At 66.6% G+C, this 17,086-nt stretch carries 16 protein-coding genes; 6 read left to right on the forward strand and 10 right to left on the reverse strand.

Features of this window, described 5'->3' with window-relative positions; translation table 11 throughout:
- Nucleotides 1-28: 28 nt before the first annotated feature.
- The 6 genes from HDC29_RS16490 to cobA are packed head-to-tail and all read left to right on the forward strand — an operon-like array spanning nt 29 to nt 8,653.
- Nucleotides 29-1,264, forward strand: coding sequence for a NarK/NasA family nitrate transporter (locus HDC29_RS16490; RefSeq protein WP_179499391.1), 1,236 nt, complete (start codon nt 29-31; stop codon nt 1,262-1,264).
- A gap of 2 nt (nt 1,265-1,266) precedes the next feature.
- Nucleotides 1,267-2,469 carry a hypothetical protein gene (locus HDC29_RS16495; RefSeq protein WP_179499392.1) on the forward strand — a complete coding sequence of 401 codons (1,203 nt, stop codon included), beginning with the start codon at nt 1,267-1,269 and terminating at the stop codon, nt 2,467-2,469.
- Nucleotides 2,469-4,946, forward strand: a complete 2,478-nt coding sequence (gene nirB / locus HDC29_RS16500; protein ID WP_179499393.1) for a nitrite reductase large subunit NirB — start codon at nt 2,469-2,471, stop codon at nt 4,944-4,946. The genes HDC29_RS16495 and nirB overlap by 1 nt, the downstream gene beginning before the upstream one ends.
- A complete protein-coding gene (gene nirD, locus HDC29_RS16505) occupies nt 4,943-5,281 on the forward strand; it encodes a nitrite reductase small subunit NirD (RefSeq protein ID WP_088440948.1) in 339 nt (112 codons plus the stop codon). The genes nirB and nirD overlap by 4 nt, the downstream gene beginning before the upstream one ends.
- Entirely contained in the window at nt 5,281-7,878 is a 2,598-nt protein-coding gene (locus HDC29_RS16510; RefSeq protein ID WP_179499394.1) for a nitrate reductase, read from the forward strand. Before nirD ends, HDC29_RS16510 begins: the two co-directional genes overlap by 1 nt.
- Nucleotides 7,868-8,653 (forward strand): uroporphyrinogen-III C-methyltransferase, encoded by a 786-nt coding sequence (gene cobA / locus HDC29_RS16515; protein ID WP_179499395.1) that lies wholly within the window; start codon nt 7,868-7,870, stop codon nt 8,651-8,653. Before HDC29_RS16510 ends, cobA begins: the two co-directional genes overlap by 11 nt.
- 171 nt (nt 8,654-8,824) lie before the next feature.
- On the opposite strand, the gene HDC29_RS16520 is transcribed toward cobA, so the two are convergent.
- The 10 genes from HDC29_RS16520 to ccoO form a co-directional block, all read right to left on the reverse strand.
- On the reverse strand, nt 8,825-9,367 hold the full coding sequence (locus HDC29_RS16520; protein WP_179499396.1) for a cytochrome b: 543 nt from the start codon (nt 9,365-9,367) through the stop codon (nt 8,825-8,827).
- A gap of 115 nt (nt 9,368-9,482) precedes the next feature.
- Nucleotides 9,483-10,778, reverse strand: coding sequence for an oxygen-independent coproporphyrinogen III oxidase (gene hemN, locus HDC29_RS16525; protein ID WP_179499397.1), 1,296 nt, complete (start codon nt 10,776-10,778; stop codon nt 9,483-9,485).
- Nucleotides 10,779-10,834: 56 nt separating this feature from the next.
- Nucleotides 10,835-11,068, reverse strand: a complete 234-nt coding sequence (locus HDC29_RS16530; RefSeq protein ID WP_179499398.1) for a hypothetical protein — start codon at nt 11,066-11,068, stop codon at nt 10,835-10,837.
- Nucleotides 11,065-11,220, reverse strand: coding sequence for a cbb3-type cytochrome oxidase assembly protein CcoS (ccoS, locus tag HDC29_RS16535; protein ID WP_179499399.1), 156 nt, complete (start codon nt 11,218-11,220; stop codon nt 11,065-11,067). The genes HDC29_RS16530 and ccoS overlap by 4 nt, the downstream gene beginning before the upstream one ends.
- A complete protein-coding gene (locus HDC29_RS16540; RefSeq protein WP_179499400.1) occupies nt 11,217-13,331 on the reverse strand; it encodes a heavy metal translocating P-type ATPase in 2,115 nt (704 codons plus the stop codon). The genes ccoS and HDC29_RS16540 overlap by 4 nt, the downstream gene beginning before the upstream one ends.
- Nucleotides 13,328-13,798, reverse strand: coding sequence for a FixH family protein (locus HDC29_RS16545; RefSeq protein ID WP_179499401.1), 471 nt, complete (start codon nt 13,796-13,798; stop codon nt 13,328-13,330). The genes HDC29_RS16540 and HDC29_RS16545 overlap by 4 nt, the downstream gene beginning before the upstream one ends.
- Nucleotides 13,795-15,252 (reverse strand): cytochrome c oxidase accessory protein CcoG, encoded by a 1,458-nt coding sequence (ccoG, locus tag HDC29_RS16550; RefSeq protein WP_179499402.1) that lies wholly within the window; start codon nt 15,250-15,252, stop codon nt 13,795-13,797. The genes HDC29_RS16545 and ccoG overlap by 4 nt, the downstream gene beginning before the upstream one ends.
- Nucleotides 15,239-16,171, reverse strand: a complete 933-nt coding sequence (ccoP, locus tag HDC29_RS16555) for a cytochrome-c oxidase, cbb3-type subunit III (protein WP_179499403.1) — start codon at nt 16,169-16,171, stop codon at nt 15,239-15,241. Before ccoP ends, ccoG begins: the two co-directional genes overlap by 14 nt.
- Nucleotides 16,164-16,322: a cbb3-type cytochrome c oxidase subunit 3 gene (locus HDC29_RS16560; RefSeq protein WP_179499404.1), complete on the reverse strand. Its 159-nt coding sequence runs from the start codon at nt 16,320-16,322 to the stop codon at nt 16,164-16,166. Before HDC29_RS16560 ends, ccoP begins: the two co-directional genes overlap by 8 nt.
- Nucleotides 16,319-17,083, reverse strand: coding sequence for a cytochrome-c oxidase, cbb3-type subunit II (ccoO, locus tag HDC29_RS16565; protein ID WP_179499405.1), 765 nt, complete (start codon nt 17,081-17,083; stop codon nt 16,319-16,321). Before ccoO ends, HDC29_RS16560 begins: the two co-directional genes overlap by 4 nt.
- Between the last annotated feature and the right edge of the window lie 3 nt (nt 17,084-17,086).

The raw sequence follows: 17,086 nt of genomic DNA on the forward strand, positions 1-17,086 counted from the left end.
TATTGCCCGTCGCACAAGGGGACGGACGATGACGACTGCAAGCGTAGGTGCCGGCACGGCACCCAAATCGAGTTTCTGGGCGAGCGGCCACTGGCCGACACTCGTGGCTGCATTTCTCTATTTCGACCTGGCCTTCATGGTTTGGGTCATCCTTGGCCCACTCGCGCCCGCGATTTCGGAAGACCTTGGCCTGACGCCTGCCCAAAAGGGTCTGATGGTCGCCGTGCCGACGCTGGCGGGCGCGATCCTGCGGGTCGTCAATGGCCTGCTCGTCGACCGTATCGGACCGAAGCGGGCGGGCGCGATCAGCCAGATCATCGTTATCGTGGGTCTCTTCACTGCTTGGCTCATGGGGGTGAACAGCTTCGCGGGCACCCTCGCGCTCGGCGTGATCCTCGGCTTCGCGGGCGCAAGCTTCGCGATCGCGCTGCCCCTCGCCAGCCGCTGGTACCCGCCCGAGCATCAGGGCAAGGCAATGGGCCTTGCCGGCATGGGAAATTCGGGGACCGTTCTCGCGGCGCTGTTCGCGCCGGGTCTCGCCAAGCTCTTCGGCTGGAACGCGGTGCTCGGGCTCGCCTGCATCCCGCTGACGATCGTTTTCTTTCTCTATCTCGCGATGGCGAAGGACGCACCCGCTGCGCCCGCACCAAAGAAGCTCGTCGATTATTTCGAGCCGCTCAAGACCGCCGATGCCTGGTGGCTGATGGCCTTTTACTCGGTGACCTTCGGCGGCTTTGTCGGGCTCGCCGCCTCGCTCCCCATCTACTTCACCGACCAGTTCGGCCTGACGCCGGTGATGGCGGGCTATTGCACCGCGGCGTGCGTTTTCGCGGGGTCGCTGGTGCGGCCGATGGGCGGAGCGCTTGCCGACCGGATCGGCGGGGTCAAGGCGCTGATGATGGTGTTTGTCGTCGCGGCGCTCGCGCTCGCCGGCGTGCCGCAGGCCGATACCCTGCCCGCCGCGCTCGGGCTGTTCGTGATCGCGATGCTCGCGCTTGGCACCGGCAATGGCTCGGTATTCCAACTCGTCCCGCAGCGTTTTTCAGCCGAGATCGGGGTAATGACCGGCCTGGTCGGCATGGCGGGCGGCGTCGGCGGATTCTATCTCGCCTCCTCGCTCGGCTTCGCCAAGCAGTGGAGCGGCAGCTTTGCACCGGGCTTTTACATCTTCGCGGGGCTCGCGGTGGCAGCGCTGATCGCCCTGATGTTCGTAAAGGGTCAATGGCGCGCCACCTGGGGCGCCGCCGAAGGCGTGCGGATCTAGTCATGACCCGCACCCTTATCCTGCTGCTGGCGGTCGCGCCGGCCGGGGCCGCGCACGCCGAGGAGGCAGCACTGACGCCCGTCGGCGAAGCCCGGCTCCGTTATGAAACGGTCAGCCAGGAGGGGCTTGCCGCCGATGCCGAAGCGCTCACCGTCCGCATCCGCGCCGGGGTGGAAGCAAAGGCGGGCAACTGGTCGGCGCTCGTCGAGGGGCAGGGAAACCTTGCCATCGTCGATGACTATTTCGACGGATTGCACGGTGCCGCGACCCGGCCGCTCATCGCCGACCCCGAAAATATCGCCCTCACCCGCGCGCAGCTTCGCTACGCCTCGCCTGCCTTCGCGGTGACCGCCGGCCGTCAGCGGATCGGTTTCGACGACGAGCGTTTCGTCGGCGGCGTCGGCTTTCGCCAGAACGGCCAGAGCTTCGACGCCGTGCGCGCGGAAGTCACTCCAGCCCAGGGCGTGAAGGCCGACATCGCCTATATGTGGAGCGTGCGCACCATCTGGGGCATCGACGGCGACGGCGCGCGGCAGCACGCGGTGTCGGGCGACAATGTCCTTGGCAACCTCAGCGTGCAAACACCACTCGGGAAAATCGCGGCCTTCGCCTATCTCGTCGATCAGGATGAAGTCGCGATACAGGGCTTTCGCCTGTCGAGCCAGAGCTACGGGGTGCGCTTCAACGGCGATCAGCCGCTCGGCAAGGTGAAGCTCGCATACCAGTTTTCCTATGCGCGCCAGTCCGACTGGCATCGCAACCCCAACGACTATGCGGCAGACTATTGGCTCGCCGATGTCGCGGTCGATCTTGGCGGCCCCCGGCTCGGCGTCGGGTATGAAATACTCGGGGCCGACGACGGGGCGGCGCTAACCAGCTTCCAGACCCCGCTCGCGACCGGGTTCAAATTCCAGGGTTGGGCCGACAAATTCCTCGTCACCCCACCCGACGGCGTGCGCGACCTTTATGCGACTGCCGGATGGGGCTGGAAGGCGGTCGGCCCGTTCAAGGCCGTCAACCTGCAGGCCGCGTATCACCATTATCGCAGCGATCGCGCCAGCCGCTCCTATGGCGCCGAGATCGACCTGCTCGCGAGCGCAAAGCTCGGCAAGACGACCGCCTCGGCGCGCTACGCGCATTACGACGCCGACGGCTTCGCAACCGACACCGACAAATTTTGGCTCCAACTGGACTGGACGCTCTGATGGAACATCGCCCCCTCCACCCCGAAACCGACACGCGCGAGCATCTCGTCGTGATCGGCAACGGCATGGCCGGTTGCCGCGCGGTCGAAGAACTGCTCGCGCGCGATCCCGACCGGTACCGCGTGACGATCTTCGGCGCCGAACCGCGGGTCAATTACAACCGCATCATGCTCTCCCCGGTGCTCGCGGGCGAGAAATGCTTCGACGACATCGTGATCAACGATGCTGACTGGTATGCGTCGAACGGCATCGCACTGGTCGCGGGCGATCCGGTCGCCGCGATCGACCGCGAAGCAAGGACGGTAACGACGCGGGGCGGGGTCAGCGAACGCTATGACAAGCTGCTGATCGCGACGGGTTCCGATCCCTTCATCATCCCCGTGCCCGGCAAGGATCTGCGCGGCGTCGTCGCGTTCCGTGACATGGACGATGTCAGCGCGATGCTCGCCGCAGCCGATGCGGGCGGCGACGCCGTGGTGATCGGCGGCGGCCTGCTCGGGCTCGAAGCAGCACACGGCCTCAGCCTCCGGGGCATGAAGGTCACGGTGCTTCACCTGATGCCGACGCTGATGGAACGCCAGCTCGACGAAGCGGCAGGCTGGCTGCTCAAGCAGGCGCTTGAAACGCGCGGCCAGACGATCCTGACCGGCGCCGACACAGCCGAAATCGTCGGCGACGGCAAGGTGGAGGGCGTCAGGCTCAAGGACGGGACGCTGATCCCCGCCAGCCTCGTCGTGATGGCGGTCGGCATCCGCCCGTCGGTCGCCCTCGCGCGCGATGCCGGGCTTGCGGTCGGCCGCGGCATCCAGGTCGATGACCATATGGTCACCAGCGACCCCGCCGTGCTCGCGGTCGGCGAATGCGTCGAGCATGACGGGCAGGTTTACGGCCTCGTCGCGCCTTTGTGGGACATGTGCCGCAGCCTCGCCGACGGGCTGGTCGAAAAGCACACGGGTTATCGCGGATCGGTGACCTCGACCAAGCTCAAGGTGTCGGGCATCGACGTCTTCTCCGCGGGCGATTTTTCCGGAGGCGATGGGTGCGAGGATATCGTGCTGCGCGACGCCAGCCGCGGCATCTACAAGCGCGTGATCGTCAGGGACGGCCGCATCGTCGGCGCGGTGCTCTATGGCGATACCGCCGATGGCAGCTGGTATTTCGACCTGCTCAAACGCCAAGAGGATGTGTCCGGGCTGCGCGACCTGCTCATCTTCGGCCAGGCCTTCGCCTCGGGAGGGGGCGCCTCGGACCCTAAGGCGGCCGTTGCGGCGCTTTCCGACGATGCGGAAATCTGCGGCTGCAACGGCGTCACCAAGGGCCAGGTCGTCTCGTGCATCGCCAAGGGCGCGCACAGCCTCGACGCCGTGCGCGGCACCTGCAAGGCATCGGCAAGCTGCGGCAGCTGCACCGGCCTCGTTGAAACCCTCCTCGCACTGACGCTCGGCGACGATGTGCAGAGCGGGCCAAAGACGATATGCAAATGCACCAGCTTCGGCCACGACGACGTCCGGCGCGAAATCGTCGCGCAGGACATGAAATCGATCCCCGAGGTGATGCAGAAGCTGCACTGGTCGACCCCGGATGGCTGCTCCTCGTGCCGCCCGGCGCTCAACTATTATCTGCTCTGTGCGCTGCCCGGTGACTATGCCGACGACCAGCAGAGCCGCTTCGTCAATGAGCGCCTCCACGCCAATATCCAGAAGGACGGCACCTATTCGGTCGTCCCGCGCATGTGGGGCGGGCTCACCAACCCGACCGAGCTGCGCGCGATCGCCGACGTCGTCGAGAAATATAACGCGCCGATGGTCAAGGTCACCGGCGGCCAGCGGCTCGACATCTTCGGGATCAGGAAAGAGGATTTGCCCGCGGTGTGGGCCGACCTGAACGCCGCAGGGATGGTGTCGGGCCACGCCTATGGCAAGGCGCTGCGAACCGTAAAGACCTGCGTCGGCTCCGAATGGTGCCGTTTCGGCACGCAGGATTCGACCGGGCTCGGCGTCAAGCTCGAGCGGATGAGCTGGGGCAGCTGGATGCCGCACAAGTTCAAGATCGCCGTCTCGGGCTGCCCGCGCAACTGCGCCGAGGCGACGATCAAGGACTTCGGCGTCGTTTGCGTCGACAGCGGCTACGAACTGCACGTCGGCGGCAACGGTGGCATTCACGTCCGCGCCACCGACCTGCTCTGCAAGGTCGCGACCGAGCAGGAAGCGATGGATTATTGCGCCGCCTTCATCCAGCTCTACCGCGAGGAAGCGCGCTACCTCGAACGTACCGCGCCGTGGATCGAGCGCGTCGGGCTCGATCATATCAAGGCGCGCATCGTCGAGGACGACGCTCGCCGCGAGGCGCTTCGCGCGCGCTTCCTTTTTTCCCAGAGTTTCAGCCAGGACGATCCATGGGCGCAGCGCGCCGCGGGCGCCGAAGCCGAACATCATGCGCCAATGGCGCGCTTCACCCCGCAGGAGGAACTCGTATGACCGGCGACTGGCTAGACATCGGCTGGGTCGATGAGATTCCGGTGCGCGGCAGCCGCACCGTGCAGGTCGCGGGCGGCGACGACATCGCCGTTTTCCGAACCGCCGAGGGCAAGGTCTTCGCGCTGCGCGACCGCTGCCCGCATAAGCATGGACGCCTCTCCCAGGGTATCGTCCATGGCGGCGCGGTCGCCTGCCCCTTGCACAATTGGCGGATCAGCCTGTCGACCGGCGAAGCGCTGGGCGAGGACAAGGGTTGCACCCCGACGGTGCCGGTCAAGATCGACGCCGGCCGCGTGCTCATCTGCCGAGCCAGCACGCTGAAGGCCGCGGCCTGATGAAGGAGGCCGTCCGCACCACCTGCGCTTATTGCGGCGTCGGCTGCGGCATCCGCGCGACGGTGACGGGCGAGCGGACGGTCGAGATCGCGGGCGATCCCGACCACCCCGCCAACCGGGGCAAGCTCTGTTCCAAGGGGACCCATTTGGGCGAGACCGTCGGCCTCGAGGGCCGCCTGCTCCACCCCATGATCGGCAACAAGCGCGCGAGCTGGGACAAGGCGCTCGACCTCATCGCGAAGCGCTTCAAGGAAACGATTGCGCGCCACGGCCCGAACAGCGTCGCTTTCTACGTCTCGGGCCAACTCCTTACCGAGGATTATTACGTCGCAAACAAGCTGATGAAGGGGTTTATCGGCACCGCGAACATCGACACCAACTCGCGGCTCTGCATGTCGAGCGCGGTCGCGGGCCATATGCGTGCCTTCGGCGAAGACGTCGTGCCCGCGACCTATGACGATCTCGACGCCGCCGACCTGTTCCTGCTCATCGGGTCGAACACCGCCTGGTGCCACCCGATCGTCTACCAACGCATCCGCGCGCGCTGCGAGGCAGGCGCCAAACTTGTCGTCATCGACCCCCGCCGCACAGAGACCGCCGAGGAGGCCGATTTGCACCTCGCGATCCGGCCGGGCAGCGACATCGCGCTGATGAACGGCCTGCTCCAGCATTGCCGCGACGCCGGCGTCGTCGACGAAGACTATCTCGCCGAGCATGTCGCGGTGCCGGCGGATTTCTGGGATCAGCTCGGAGAGGAGAATGACCTGTGGTCGGTGGCGCGGACATGCGAAGTTCCGGCTGCCGACCTCAGGCGCCTCTACGAGCTGTTCGCCGCGACGCCGCGCACGGTCACGATGTTCAGCCAGGGTATCAACCAGTCGACATCGGGGACCGACCAGGTCAACGCGATCACCAACCTCCACCTCGCTACCGGCCGCATCGGCAAACCCGGCGCGGCGCCCTTCTCGATCACGGGCCAGCCTAATGCGATGGGGGGGCGCGAGGTCGGCGGCCTTGCCTCGACGCTCGCCGCGCATATGGATTTCGCATCGGAAAGCCGGGACCGCGTCCAGCGTTTCTGGGCGTCGCCGGCCATCGCAGAAAAGCCGGGATTGAAGGCGGTCGACCTCTTCCGCGCGGTCGGCGAAGGGCGCATCAAGGCGCTGTGGGTGATGGCGACCAACCCCGCCGTATCGATGCCCAACGGCAGTGCCGTGCGCGACGCGCTCGCAGCCTGCCCCTTCGTCGTCGTGAGCGACGTGATCGAAAAGACCGACACCGGCGCCTTCGCCCATGTCCGCCTGCCCGCCGCCGCGTGGGGAGAAAAGGACGGCACCGTCACCAACAGCGACCGGACGATCAGCCGCCAGCGCGCGATCTTCGAACTTCCGGGCGAAGCGATGCCCGACTGGTGGATCGTGAAAGAGGTTGGGCGGCGGATGGGGTGGAAGAACGGCTTCACCTATGACCGCGCCGCCGATATCTGGCGCGAACATTGCCGCCTGTCGAATTACGACAATGACCGCGCGCGCCTCTTCGCCCTGCCCGGTGCCGCGCAGGGCGGCAACGCCGCCTATGATGCTATGGAGCCCTTTCGCTGGGGCGGCGACCATGTCTTCGCCGACGGGCGCTTCTCGACCGAGGACGGCCGTGCGCGGCTGGTCCCCATTGCGCAAAAGCCGCTACCCGAACCGCTGGCCAAATGGCCGCTTACCCTCAACACCGGCCGTTACCGCGACCAATGGCACAGCATGACGCGCACGGGCCTTGCCCCGAAACTGGCGCGTCACCGCGAGGAGCCGCTCGTCGAGGTTCACCCCGAAGACGGCACGCGGCTCGGCCTCACCGACGGCGGGCTGGCGCGCGTGGAGACACCGCAGGGCGACAGCCTCTATCGCGTCGCCTTCCACAACGGCCAGCGTCCCGGCGAGCTGTTCGTGCCGATCCACTGGACCGATCGCACCTCCAGCGGCGGGCGCACCGGCCTGCTCCCGCGTCCGCTCGTCGATCCGGTCTCGGGTCAGCCGGGGTTCAAGCGCACCCCTGCGTCGATCGTCGCCGTCACGCCCAAATGGCGCGGCTTCCTGCTCCTCGCCCGCGAACTGTCCGATACGCCGCGCTGCCTGTGGGCGACGCGCGTAGCGGTGCCGGCCGGCGTGATGTGGGAGGTCGCAGGCAATGGCGATCTCAAATCGATCGAGGCTTTGCTGCCCAAGGGCGAGCGCATCGAGGCGCAGGATGCCGCGCGCGGCACGCGGCGCATCGCCATCGTCGCAAACGGCCGCCTCGCCGGCGCGCTCTTCGTCACCGAAACCGGCGAATTACCGCCGCGCGGCTGGCTGATCGCTCAGCTCAGCGCCCCCGACGTCGCCCCCACCCTGCTCGCAGGCCGCGCGCCGGGTGCGCAAGCCGACCGTGGCCCGATCATCTGCGTCTGCTTCGATATCGGCATCAAGACGATCGTCGCCGCGATCCGCGACCAGGGCCTCGCCGACGTCGCCGCCATCGGCAGCGCGATCGGCGCCGGCACCAACTGCGGATCATGCCGCCCCGCGCTCGCGCGCATCCTGACCGAGGAGACCAGCAATGCAGCCTGACGATTTCGCACCCGGCACGGTGTGGTTGGTCGGCGCCGGCCCCGGCGACCCTGAACTGCTGACGATGAAGGCGGTGCGTCTGATCGAGCGTGCCGACATCGTCTTTTATGACGCGCTCGTTGGGCGCGGCGTCCTCGACCTCATCCCCGCGCGCGCCGAGACCGTCAGCGTTGGCAAGCGGTCGGGGCGCCATTCGAAAGACCAGTCGGCGATCGACGCACTCCTTGTTGCCGCCGCGCACGCCGGCAAGTGCGTGGTCCGGTTGAAGGGTGGCGACCCGACGCTCTTCGCCCGCGCCACCGAAGAGATCGAGGCGCTGAAGAACGCGGGCTTTCCGGTCCGCATCTGCCCCGGCATTACGGCCGCGAGCGCCGCCGCCGCTTCGGCCGGCATGTCGCTTTCCCTGCGCGGCGTTGCGCGCGACGTCCGCTTCGTGACGGCACACAGCCGCCGCGGCGCCGCGCTCGACATCGACTGGGCGTCGCTGGCGCGCGGTGGATCGACCCTCGCCTTTTACATGGGCCGCGAGGCTGCGGGTGAAATCCGGCGCGGTCTGACGCAGGCGGGGATGCCGGGCGAAATGCCGGTGATGATCGCCTGCGAAGTCAGCGCGCCCGGCGAGCGACACCTCGTTACAAGGCTCGACCTTCTCGATCTCGCGACCAAATCCTTCGCAGCCGATGCCCCGACGCTCATTCTGGTCGGCGCCGCGGTGATGCTCGCCGGCGGCATGCCGGCGCTACCGGCCAACGCCTCGCGCGCCTGCCGGCAATAGCAACCGCCAGCGAGCCTGAATTGGCCGGTCCCATCGCATAACACGATGAATATGCTACAAAGATACGCGGAACCGATGCCCAAGATGCCGGCCTCGACGATCAGCACGTCGACATGTGCCGCATCTTCGCCCCATCCTCGCTGCCGACGGATAGATGATTTGCGGTTTGCGTCATGTTCCTGCTCTCATGCGCGCCAAGCCCCTGTCTTCGAGAATATAGTGGTGGAACAGCGACGCCGCGGCATGAAGCCCGATCAGCCAGTATCCGATCGTCCCGCCCAGTTCATGGATATCCTCTACATTCTCCGCCAGTGCCGCATTCGCGGCGATCAGCGGCGGCAGGTCGAAACCGAAAAAGGGGATGGCCTCGCCTTCGGCGCTCAGGATGAGCCATCCCGCGACCGGCATCGCGATCATCAAGACATAAAGCGCGAGATGCGTCGCCCCAGCGACGGTCTTTCTCCAGACTGGACCACTTGCTGGCGGCGGTGCGGCCCATATCAACCGTGCCGCGATCCGGAACCAGACAAGACCGAAGACCGAAAGGCCGAGCATGAAATGCCAGGTCTTGAACGCCTCGCGGGTAGCGCTGCCTCTCGGCCAGAATTCACGTAGTTCGATGGCCGCATAGACGCCGACAATAAGCGCGACCATGAGCCAGTGAAGCATGATAGAGGGGAGCGCATACCGTCTTGGATCGTCTTCGGCGGTCACGTCGGTTCTCCTCAAAACCTGTTCACCATATTCGAGAGATCGACGCTTTGATCTGCGTCAAACACCGCGGACCAACGCATAATCGAAGGCAAGAAACGGCCCCGCGATCGCGCGCTTACAATTCCCCCCGGACGCGGTCGAAATGCGCCGCGACATGCCGCGCATAGGGCCGTCCGGAATCGCGGATAAGGAGGTCATCACCCTCCCAACCGATCAAGCCCCGGTCCTCGAATCCAGCCAGCGCGGCATGGGCCTCCTTGTTGAAGGGCGCATCGATTTGCGCCCGCCCGCTGCAAAGAAGCGCGCGAATGATCGCGCCGCGCCTGCGTTCGTTCGCATCGATTATCACCCCGCGCATCGCGGCAAGCCCACGGGCCTCGACCAGATCGCGATAATGTCCGGCGCGCTTTTCATTCTGGACGATCAGGTCGGGAAATTTGCTGATCGCGCTTGCGCCAAAGCCAAGCAGGACCTGGGCATCATCATCGGTAAAGCCCTGAAAGTTCCGGTTCACCCGCCCCTCGTCAGCGGCAACGGCGAGCGGATCGTCGGGGCGGGCGAAATGATCGAAGCCGATGGGCCGATAGCCCGCAGCGACGAGACGTTCGTAGCCGCGCCGGGCTTGTTCGAAGCGCAACTCATGGCCCGGCAGGTTGCTGGCATCGATACGGCGCTGGCGCGGGATCATCGCGGGGAGATGCGCATAGCCGAATAGCGCGACGCGGCCTGGCGCGAGCCGGATTGTCTCGTCGAGCGTCGCGTCGAGATCGTCGAGGCCCTGCCCCGGCAATCCGTACATCAGATCGAAATTGATCGCGTCGATCCCGCGCAAGCGAAGACTTGCCACGGCATTTTCGATATCGGCGAGCGGCTGGATCCTCCCGATCGCGTGCTGGATTTGCGGTGAAAATGTCTGCACCCCAAGGCTGACGCGCGCGACGCCCGATGCCGCGAGAACGCGCGCCCAATCGGCCGAAAAGCCGCGCGGGTCGATCTCGATCGAGATTTCCGGCGCGATGGCGTCGAAGACGGTCAGGATCCGGTCGAGCAGGCGGACGAAATCGACCGGCGCGATCGCATTGGGGCTGCCGCCTCCAAACGCTATCCGCTGAACGCGCGCGCGGCCGCCTAGCCGCCTGGCGACGTCGGCGATTTCGGATCGCAGCGCCGCCAGATAGTCCGCCAGCCGCTGCGTGCGGTTGGCCGCGCCTGTGTTGCAGCCACAATACCAGCAAATCTGGTCGCAGAACGGGATATGGACGTAGAGCGAGACCGGCGTGGCCGGTTCGATCCGGTCAAGCGCGGCCGCATAATCGTCAGCGCCGACGTCATCGGCAAATTCGACGGCGGTCGGGTAGCTTGTGTAGCGCGGCACCGGGGTCGCCAGAAGATCGGGGTGATAACTCCACATTGCGCTTGCCTAGGTTGCCGGATGCGACATCGCATTGACGCAGATCAAGAGGATCATCAGCAGCAGCCCTTCCGGGCGCCGGTCGGCCCGTGGCGCCGGTCGGTCATCGCGTGGCACGCCTTCGCGCAGCCTCCACCCTCTTCCGTGGGCGTGTCCGCATCGTCCGGCACGATCATGATGTGCCGGCCGCCGCCGCAATCGGGGACCACCAGCACCCGCGTGTCGCCGGTCAACGGCGCCAGCGCGAGCCCGGCCACCCCCGCGAACGAGGCGAACGCCCGAACGATCATGCGGCCCGGTCCTCTTCATCCTCGACGAAGATGCGCAGCGCAGCGCCGTCGAGGTCCTCGAACTGCCCCCGGCGCAGCGACCAGAAAAAGGCCGCGAGCCCGAGGAGTCCGAGGCCCAACGCGATCGGGATCAGAAAAACGAGCCCGTTCACCGGATCGCCCTTTTCAGCCGCATCGCATTACCGACGACGAGGAGCGACGATCCCGACATCGCGAGCGCCGCGACGAGCGGCGTTACATGCCCCAGAAAGGCTAGCGGCACGGCAACGACATTATAGCCGATCGCCAGCGCGAAATTCTGCCGGACGATCGCCTGCGTCCGCCGCGCGATGCGGAGCGTCTGGACCACTGGCATCATGCGGTCGCCCAAAAAGATGCAGTCGGCGGCGTTCTTGCCGACATCGCTCGCCGAGCCCGGCGCCATCGATGCGTGGCCCGCCGCAAGCGCGGGGCCATCGTTCAGCCCGTCGCCGATCATCAGGACCTTGCGCCCCAGCCCCGCCTGCCGCGCGATCGCCGCGAGCTTGTCCTGCGGGCTCATGCCCGTCTGCGCCGTCATGCCAAGCGCCCGCGCCACCGGCGCGACGGCTTCGGCGCGGTCGCCCGACAGGATCATCGCATCGAGCCCCTCCGCCCGCAGCGCGTCAACCGCGCTGCGGGCATCGGGACGAAGCTGGTCGGCGAAGTGGACGGTCGCCACCGCTTCCCCATCGATCGAAAGCTGCGTGGCGAGCGCGCTGTCGTTCAAATTCTGGTGCGGCCGGCCAAGCGACACCCTGAGTCCCTTCCACATGGCCTCGACGCCGAAGCCGGGGATTTCGCGGATATCTTCCACGGCTTCGGGCTCGATCCCGCGCGCCGTCAGATCGCGGAGCAAGGCCTCGCTCAGCGGATGACGGCTGACCTGCGCCAGCGCGAGAAGCAATCCTTCGGCTTGAACGCCGAGCCCGTCCAGATCGAGCGCGACGGGACGGCCGAGCGTGAGCGTGCCGGTCTTGTCGATCAGCGCGCAGTCGACTTCGGCCAGGCGTTCGAGCGCGGATCCGTCCTTGATGAGCACGCCGACGCGCATCAGTTCGCCCGCCGCGACGATCTGCGCCGCGGGAACCGCGAGGCCGAGCGCGCAGGGGCAGGTGATGATGAGCACCGCGACCGCGATCAGCAGGCTGTGATGCCATCCCGCGCCCGTCACCATCCAGCCGACAAAGGCCAGCAGCGCGAGCGCGTGGACCGCCGGCGCATAAAGCCGCGCGGCGCGGTCGGCGATGCGGACGTAGCGCGACTTGCCCTGCGCCGCCTCGCCCATCAACCGCGCGATGTCGGCGATCGCCGTATCGGCGCCGGCAGCGGTCACCCGGATCCGGATCGGCGCGTCGAGATTGAGCGTCCCGGCGTGAACATGGTCGCCGACATGCGCCGCGACCGGCGCGCTTTCGCCGGTGAGCAGCGACAGATCGAGCCGGCTTTCGCCTCTCACGACGACACCGTCGGCGGCAAGACGCTCGCCCGCCGCGACCAGCATGACCATGCCACGCTCGAGCGCGGTCGCGTCGACCCAATGTCCCGACCCTTCGCCGCGCAGCACCAGCGCGCCCGTGCCCATATTGCGCAGCAGCGCGGCAACGCCGCCGCGCGCCCGGTCGCGCATCACGCTGTCGAGCCAGCGCCCGCAGAGCAGGAAAAAGAGCAGCATGACCGCGCCATCGAAATAGGCGTGCGGCCCATGCGTCGCGGTTTCATAAAGGCTGAGCGCGCTCGCGAGCAGCACGCCGATGCTGATCGGTACGTCCATATTGGTCTGGCGATGGCGGAGCGCGCGCCACGCCGAACGGAAGAAGGGCCGGCCGGCATAAGCGATCGTCGGCAGCGCAATCATCGCCGAGAGCCAGTGGAAGAGATCTCGCGTGGCCCCCGCCGCACCCGACCATACCGACACCGACAGCAGCATGATGTTCATCATCGCGAAGCCCGCGACGGCGACGGCGCGCAGCAGCTCGCGGGTGTCGGCCGCGGCAAGATCGGTCTCACCCGGCCCGTTGCCGACGGGATGCGCCTCGAACCCCAGCGACGCGAAGGCGCCGACGAGATCGGGCATCTCGGCATCGGGCAGGCACGAGAGGTGGACGCGCTTTTCGGTGAAGTTGACACGCGCGGCGGCGATACGCCGGTCGCGGACGAGCCCCTGTTCCAGCTTGGCAATGCATCCGGCACAGCGAATGTCGGGGACCGCAAAATCGCGTTCGATCAGGGTCGCGGCGCTCATTGCAGGTCGATCCGGAAGCGCGCTTTGTCCCCGCCCTTCGCAACGCGGATGTCGAGCCGCTGGCGCCCCATCGCCAGCGGCTCGACCGAGCGCCACCCGCCCTCCTCCACGGCCACGAAACGAAGCGTGACGGGAGCGGTGCGCCCAAGGGGATGGCTGGCCGCCGCGCGCACGCGCAGTCCCGAGAGCGGCCGGCCATCCTTTCGAATTTCAATGCGAACGCGCCGATCGGGATCGAGCGTTACCGTCGGCGCCCATCGCAGACGATCCTGCGCCTTCGCGCGTTCGAGCCATGTGTTGTAATGCTGGCTCGCGACATAGCTGTTTTCGACCACCTTGCCGCCAAAGGTCGACATGGCGAGGCGCGCCATCGTGAAATTGACCACGACGACGGTGGTAAAGAAGGCCACAAGAATGGCCGTCATGTGCCAGCCGGTGAACGGCTTGGGGGCCCGTTTTCCTGTCATTGTCCTGGCTCCGGCCGGTCGAACTGGATGATGTCGCTGTCGCCGCGCGGATCGCCGTCGAGGCCGCGCGTCGCGATGGTGAAATCCTGCCGCGCCGGACCGGCGCCCGGCGCCGCAATGAACAGCTTGAGCCGCGTGACGCTGTCGGGAGCGAGCGCAATTTCGATGCGCTGCTTCGCGGTTTCGCGCGACCCCGCTTCGGTCCACAGCGCGGCACCCTTCAGCCCGTCAACCGTCACCGCGACGCGGCGCGGGCGCGTTTCCATGTTGCGCAGCTTCAGCGTGTAATTGTTGCGGATATGGCCGTCGGACAGCTGGACATAGAGCGGGCTGCGCTCGTGCTGGACCGCGAGATCGAGCCGCGTCCGCTGCCCCAGCGAGAACAGCATCGCGGCGCCGATCGCGCTCCATATGCCGAAATAGACGAGCGTGCGCGGTCGCAGCAGCGTCTTCACGACCGGTTTGCCGACGCCGCCCGTCTTTTCGATCGCAGCATCGTCGAGCGTGCAATAATCGATCAACCCGCGCGGGCGTCCGACCTGTTTCATCACGCCGTCGCAGGCATCGATGCACAGCGCGCAGGTGATGCAGCCGATCTGCGGCCCTTCGCGAATATCGATCCCGGTCGGACACACCGCGACGCACTGGTTGCAGTCGATGCAGTCGCCAAACGCGCCGGGATGCGCCTCTGCCTTCTTGACGCTGCCGCGCGGTTCGCCGCGCCACTCCTTATAGGTCACGAGCAGCGACTTTTCATCCATCATCGCGGTCTGGATGCGCGGCCAGGGGCACATATAGATGCACACCTGTTCACGCATGAAGCCGCCGAAGATGAAAGTGGTCGCGGTGAGCACGGCGACAGTGCCATAGGCGACCGGCGCGGCCTGTCCGGCCCAGAAATCGGCGGTCAGCGTCGGCGCATCGGCGAAATACATGATCCACGCGCCGCCTGTCCAGAAGGCGACCACGAGATAGATTCCATATTTGACGGTGCGCTTGGCGAGCTTCTCGAAGGTCCAGGGACCGTTCGCAAGCCGGATCTGCGCATTGCGGTCGCCATCGACCAGCCGGTCGACATGCTGGAAGAGGTCGGTCCACACCGTTTGCGGACAGGCATAGCCGCACCAGGCGCGCCCCACCGCACTGGTGACGAGGAACAGCCCGATCCCAGCCATGATGAGCAGACCCGCGACATAATAAAATTCGTGCGGCCAGATTTCGATCTGGAACATGTAGAAACGGCGGTTCGCGAGGTCGACGAGCACCGCCTGATCGGGCGCATAAGGACCGCGGTCCCAGCGGATCCACGGGGTGCCATAATAGATCGCCAGGGTGACCCCCATGATCGCCCATTTGAAGCGGCGAAAGGGGCCGTCGACCTTTTTGGGATAGACGCCTTTGCGCGCCGCATAGAGCGGCGCGTTTTCGCCGGTCAGGTCGTCAGGGCTGGCCATCGGCTCCCTGCCCTTCGGATGCCGCCGCCGCCGCGCGCGCCGCTTTCTCGCCGCCACCCAGCGAATAGACATAGGTCGCCAGCATCTTGACCGTCACCGGGTCGAGCCGGTGGCCCCAGCGCGGCATCACGCCGTTGCGCGGCTGCGCGATCGTCGCGGTCAGGCTGTCGCGATCGCCGCCATAGAGCCAGACGGCGTCGGTCAGTTTCGGCGCGCCGACGGTGCGATCGCCGGCGCCAGTCGCGCCGTGGCAAACAGCGCAGTTCGCCTGGAACAGTGCCTCGCCGCGCCTCGACGCCGCGCTCGGTTGTTCCTGCCGGCTGATGAGGCGAACATGGCTGACCAGGTCGGCGATCTGCGCGGCATCGAGGATGCCGTCGCGTCCGAAAGCGGGCATCTGGCTGATGCGCGTTGCCTCGTGATCGGGGTTCCGGATGCCGTGGGCGATCGTATATTCGATGCTCGCGAGATCGCCGCCCCACAGCCAGTCATCGTCGGTCAGGCTGGGGTAGAGCTTCTTCACGCCCGCCCCGCCGGCGCCGTGACACTGGACGCAATGCACGCGAAAAGACGCGGCGCCGCCTTGCACCGCCGCCTGCATCAGTTCGGGTTTGGCGGGCAGGTCGGTCAGCGCCGTCGCCGCGATGGCATTGGTGATCGGGGCGCGGCGCACCGCGTGCGCCTGCATCGCCTGCTCCAGCTCGCCGCGGCTGCTCCACCCCAGTACGCCCTCGGTCGCGCTGTTCACCAGCGGCCAGGCGGGATAGAGGATGACATAGCCGAACGCCCACACGATGCTGGCGTAAAAGGTCCATAGCCACCAGCGCGGCATCGGTGTGTCGAGTTCCTCGATCCCGTCCCATTCATGGCCGACCGTGCTCGTGCCGGTGGCTTCGTCGATGCGCTTGCGGTCAGCCATGCTCGTCGTCCTTGAAGATCATCGTTGCGGCCTCTTCGTTGCGGCGGCGCGACCCCTTGCGGAACGGCCAGGCGACAAGGCCCAGAAACAGGATGGTCATCGCGAGCAGCCCCCAGCTGTCGGCGAAATGGCGCAGATCGTTGTAGGTCACCGCTTCGTCTCCTGCGGCGCGGCGCCCTGTTCCTGCGGGGCGGCCTTTTCGACATCGACGAGCGTGCCGAGCATCTGGAGATAGGCGATCAGCGCATCCATTTCGGACAAGCGATCGGGATTGCCGTCGAAATCGCGCACCTGCGCCTTCGGATAGCGTTTCTGCAGATCGATGCCCGCCGCCGGATCGACCTGCGCCTTCAGATCCTCGTTCGCCGCGGCGATGGCTTCCTTGCTGTAGGGCACGCCGACGCGCGACAGCGCGGTGAGGTCGCTGCGCATGTCGCCGACGTATAGGTCGCGCTCGGCGAGAAAGGCATAGGGCGGCATGATAGACTCGGGCACGACGCTGCGCGGGTCGATCAGATGCGCCTTGTGCCACTCGTCCGAATAGCGCCCGCCGACACGCGCAAGGTCGGGCCCGGTGCGCTTCGACCCCCATTGGAAGGGATGGTCGTACATGCTCTCGGCCGCCAGGCTGTAATGGCCATAGCGTTCGACCTCGTCGCGAAACGGGCGGATCATCTGGCTGTGACAGGTGTAGCAGCCCTCGCGCATATAGATGTTGCGGCCCGCCAGCTCGAGCGGAGTATAGGGGCGCATTCCGTCGACCTTCTCGATCGTATTGTCGATCCAGAACAGCGGCGCGATCTCGACGATGCCGCCGATCGCGACCGCGACGAGCGCGAACAGGCCGAGCAGGCTGACGTTGCGCTCGAGCTTCTTGTGGCTCAGGCGCTTTTCGGCGGGGTGGGTGGCCATTGT

The sequence above is a fragment of the Sphingopyxis sp. JAI108 genome (assembly GCF_013410105.1).
GTDB lineage: Bacteria > Pseudomonadota > Alphaproteobacteria > Sphingomonadales > Sphingomonadaceae > Sphingopyxis > Sphingopyxis chilensis.

Excerpts from the sequence above, each read along its gene's own strand:
- HDC29_RS16490 (WP_179499391.1), top strand. The coding sequence starts at position 29 with ATGACGACTGCAAGCGTAGGTGCCGGCACGGCACCCAAATCGAGTTTC.
- HDC29_RS16495 (WP_179499392.1), top strand. The coding sequence starts at position 1,267 with ATGACCCGCACCCTTATCCTGCTGCTGGCGGTCGCGCCGGCCGGGGCC.
- nirB (WP_179499393.1), top strand. The coding sequence starts at position 2,469 with ATGGAACATCGCCCCCTCCACCCCGAAACCGACACGCGCGAGCATCTC.
- nirD (WP_088440948.1), top strand. The coding sequence starts at position 4,943 with ATGACCGGCGACTGGCTAGACATCGGCTGGGTCGATGAGATTCCGGTG.
- HDC29_RS16510 (WP_179499394.1), top strand. The coding sequence starts at position 5,281 with ATGAAGGAGGCCGTCCGCACCACCTGCGCTTATTGCGGCGTCGGCTGC.
- cobA (WP_179499395.1), top strand. The coding sequence starts at position 7,868 with ATGCAGCCTGACGATTTCGCACCCGGCACGGTGTGGTTGGTCGGCGCC.
- hemN (WP_179499397.1), bottom strand. The coding sequence starts at position 10,778 with ATGTGGAGTTATCACCCCGATCTTCTGGCGACCCCGGTGCCGCGCTAC.
- HDC29_RS16530 (WP_179499398.1), bottom strand. The coding sequence starts at position 11,068 with ATGATCGTTCGGGCGTTCGCCTCGTTCGCGGGGGTGGCCGGGCTCGCG.
- HDC29_RS16540 (WP_179499400.1), bottom strand. The coding sequence starts at position 13,331 with ATGAGCGCCGCGACCCTGATCGAACGCGATTTTGCGGTCCCCGACATT.
- HDC29_RS16545 (WP_179499401.1), bottom strand. The coding sequence starts at position 13,798 with ATGACAGGAAAACGGGCCCCCAAGCCGTTCACCGGCTGGCACATGACG.
- ccoG (WP_179499402.1), bottom strand. The coding sequence starts at position 15,252 with ATGGCCAGCCCTGACGACCTGACCGGCGAAAACGCGCCGCTCTATGCG.
- ccoP (WP_179499403.1), bottom strand. The coding sequence starts at position 16,171 with ATGGCTGACCGCAAGCGCATCGACGAAGCCACCGGCACGAGCACGGTC.
- ccoO (WP_179499405.1), bottom strand. The coding sequence starts at position 17,083 with ATGGCCACCCACCCCGCCGAAAAGCGCCTGAGCCACAAGAAGCTCGAG.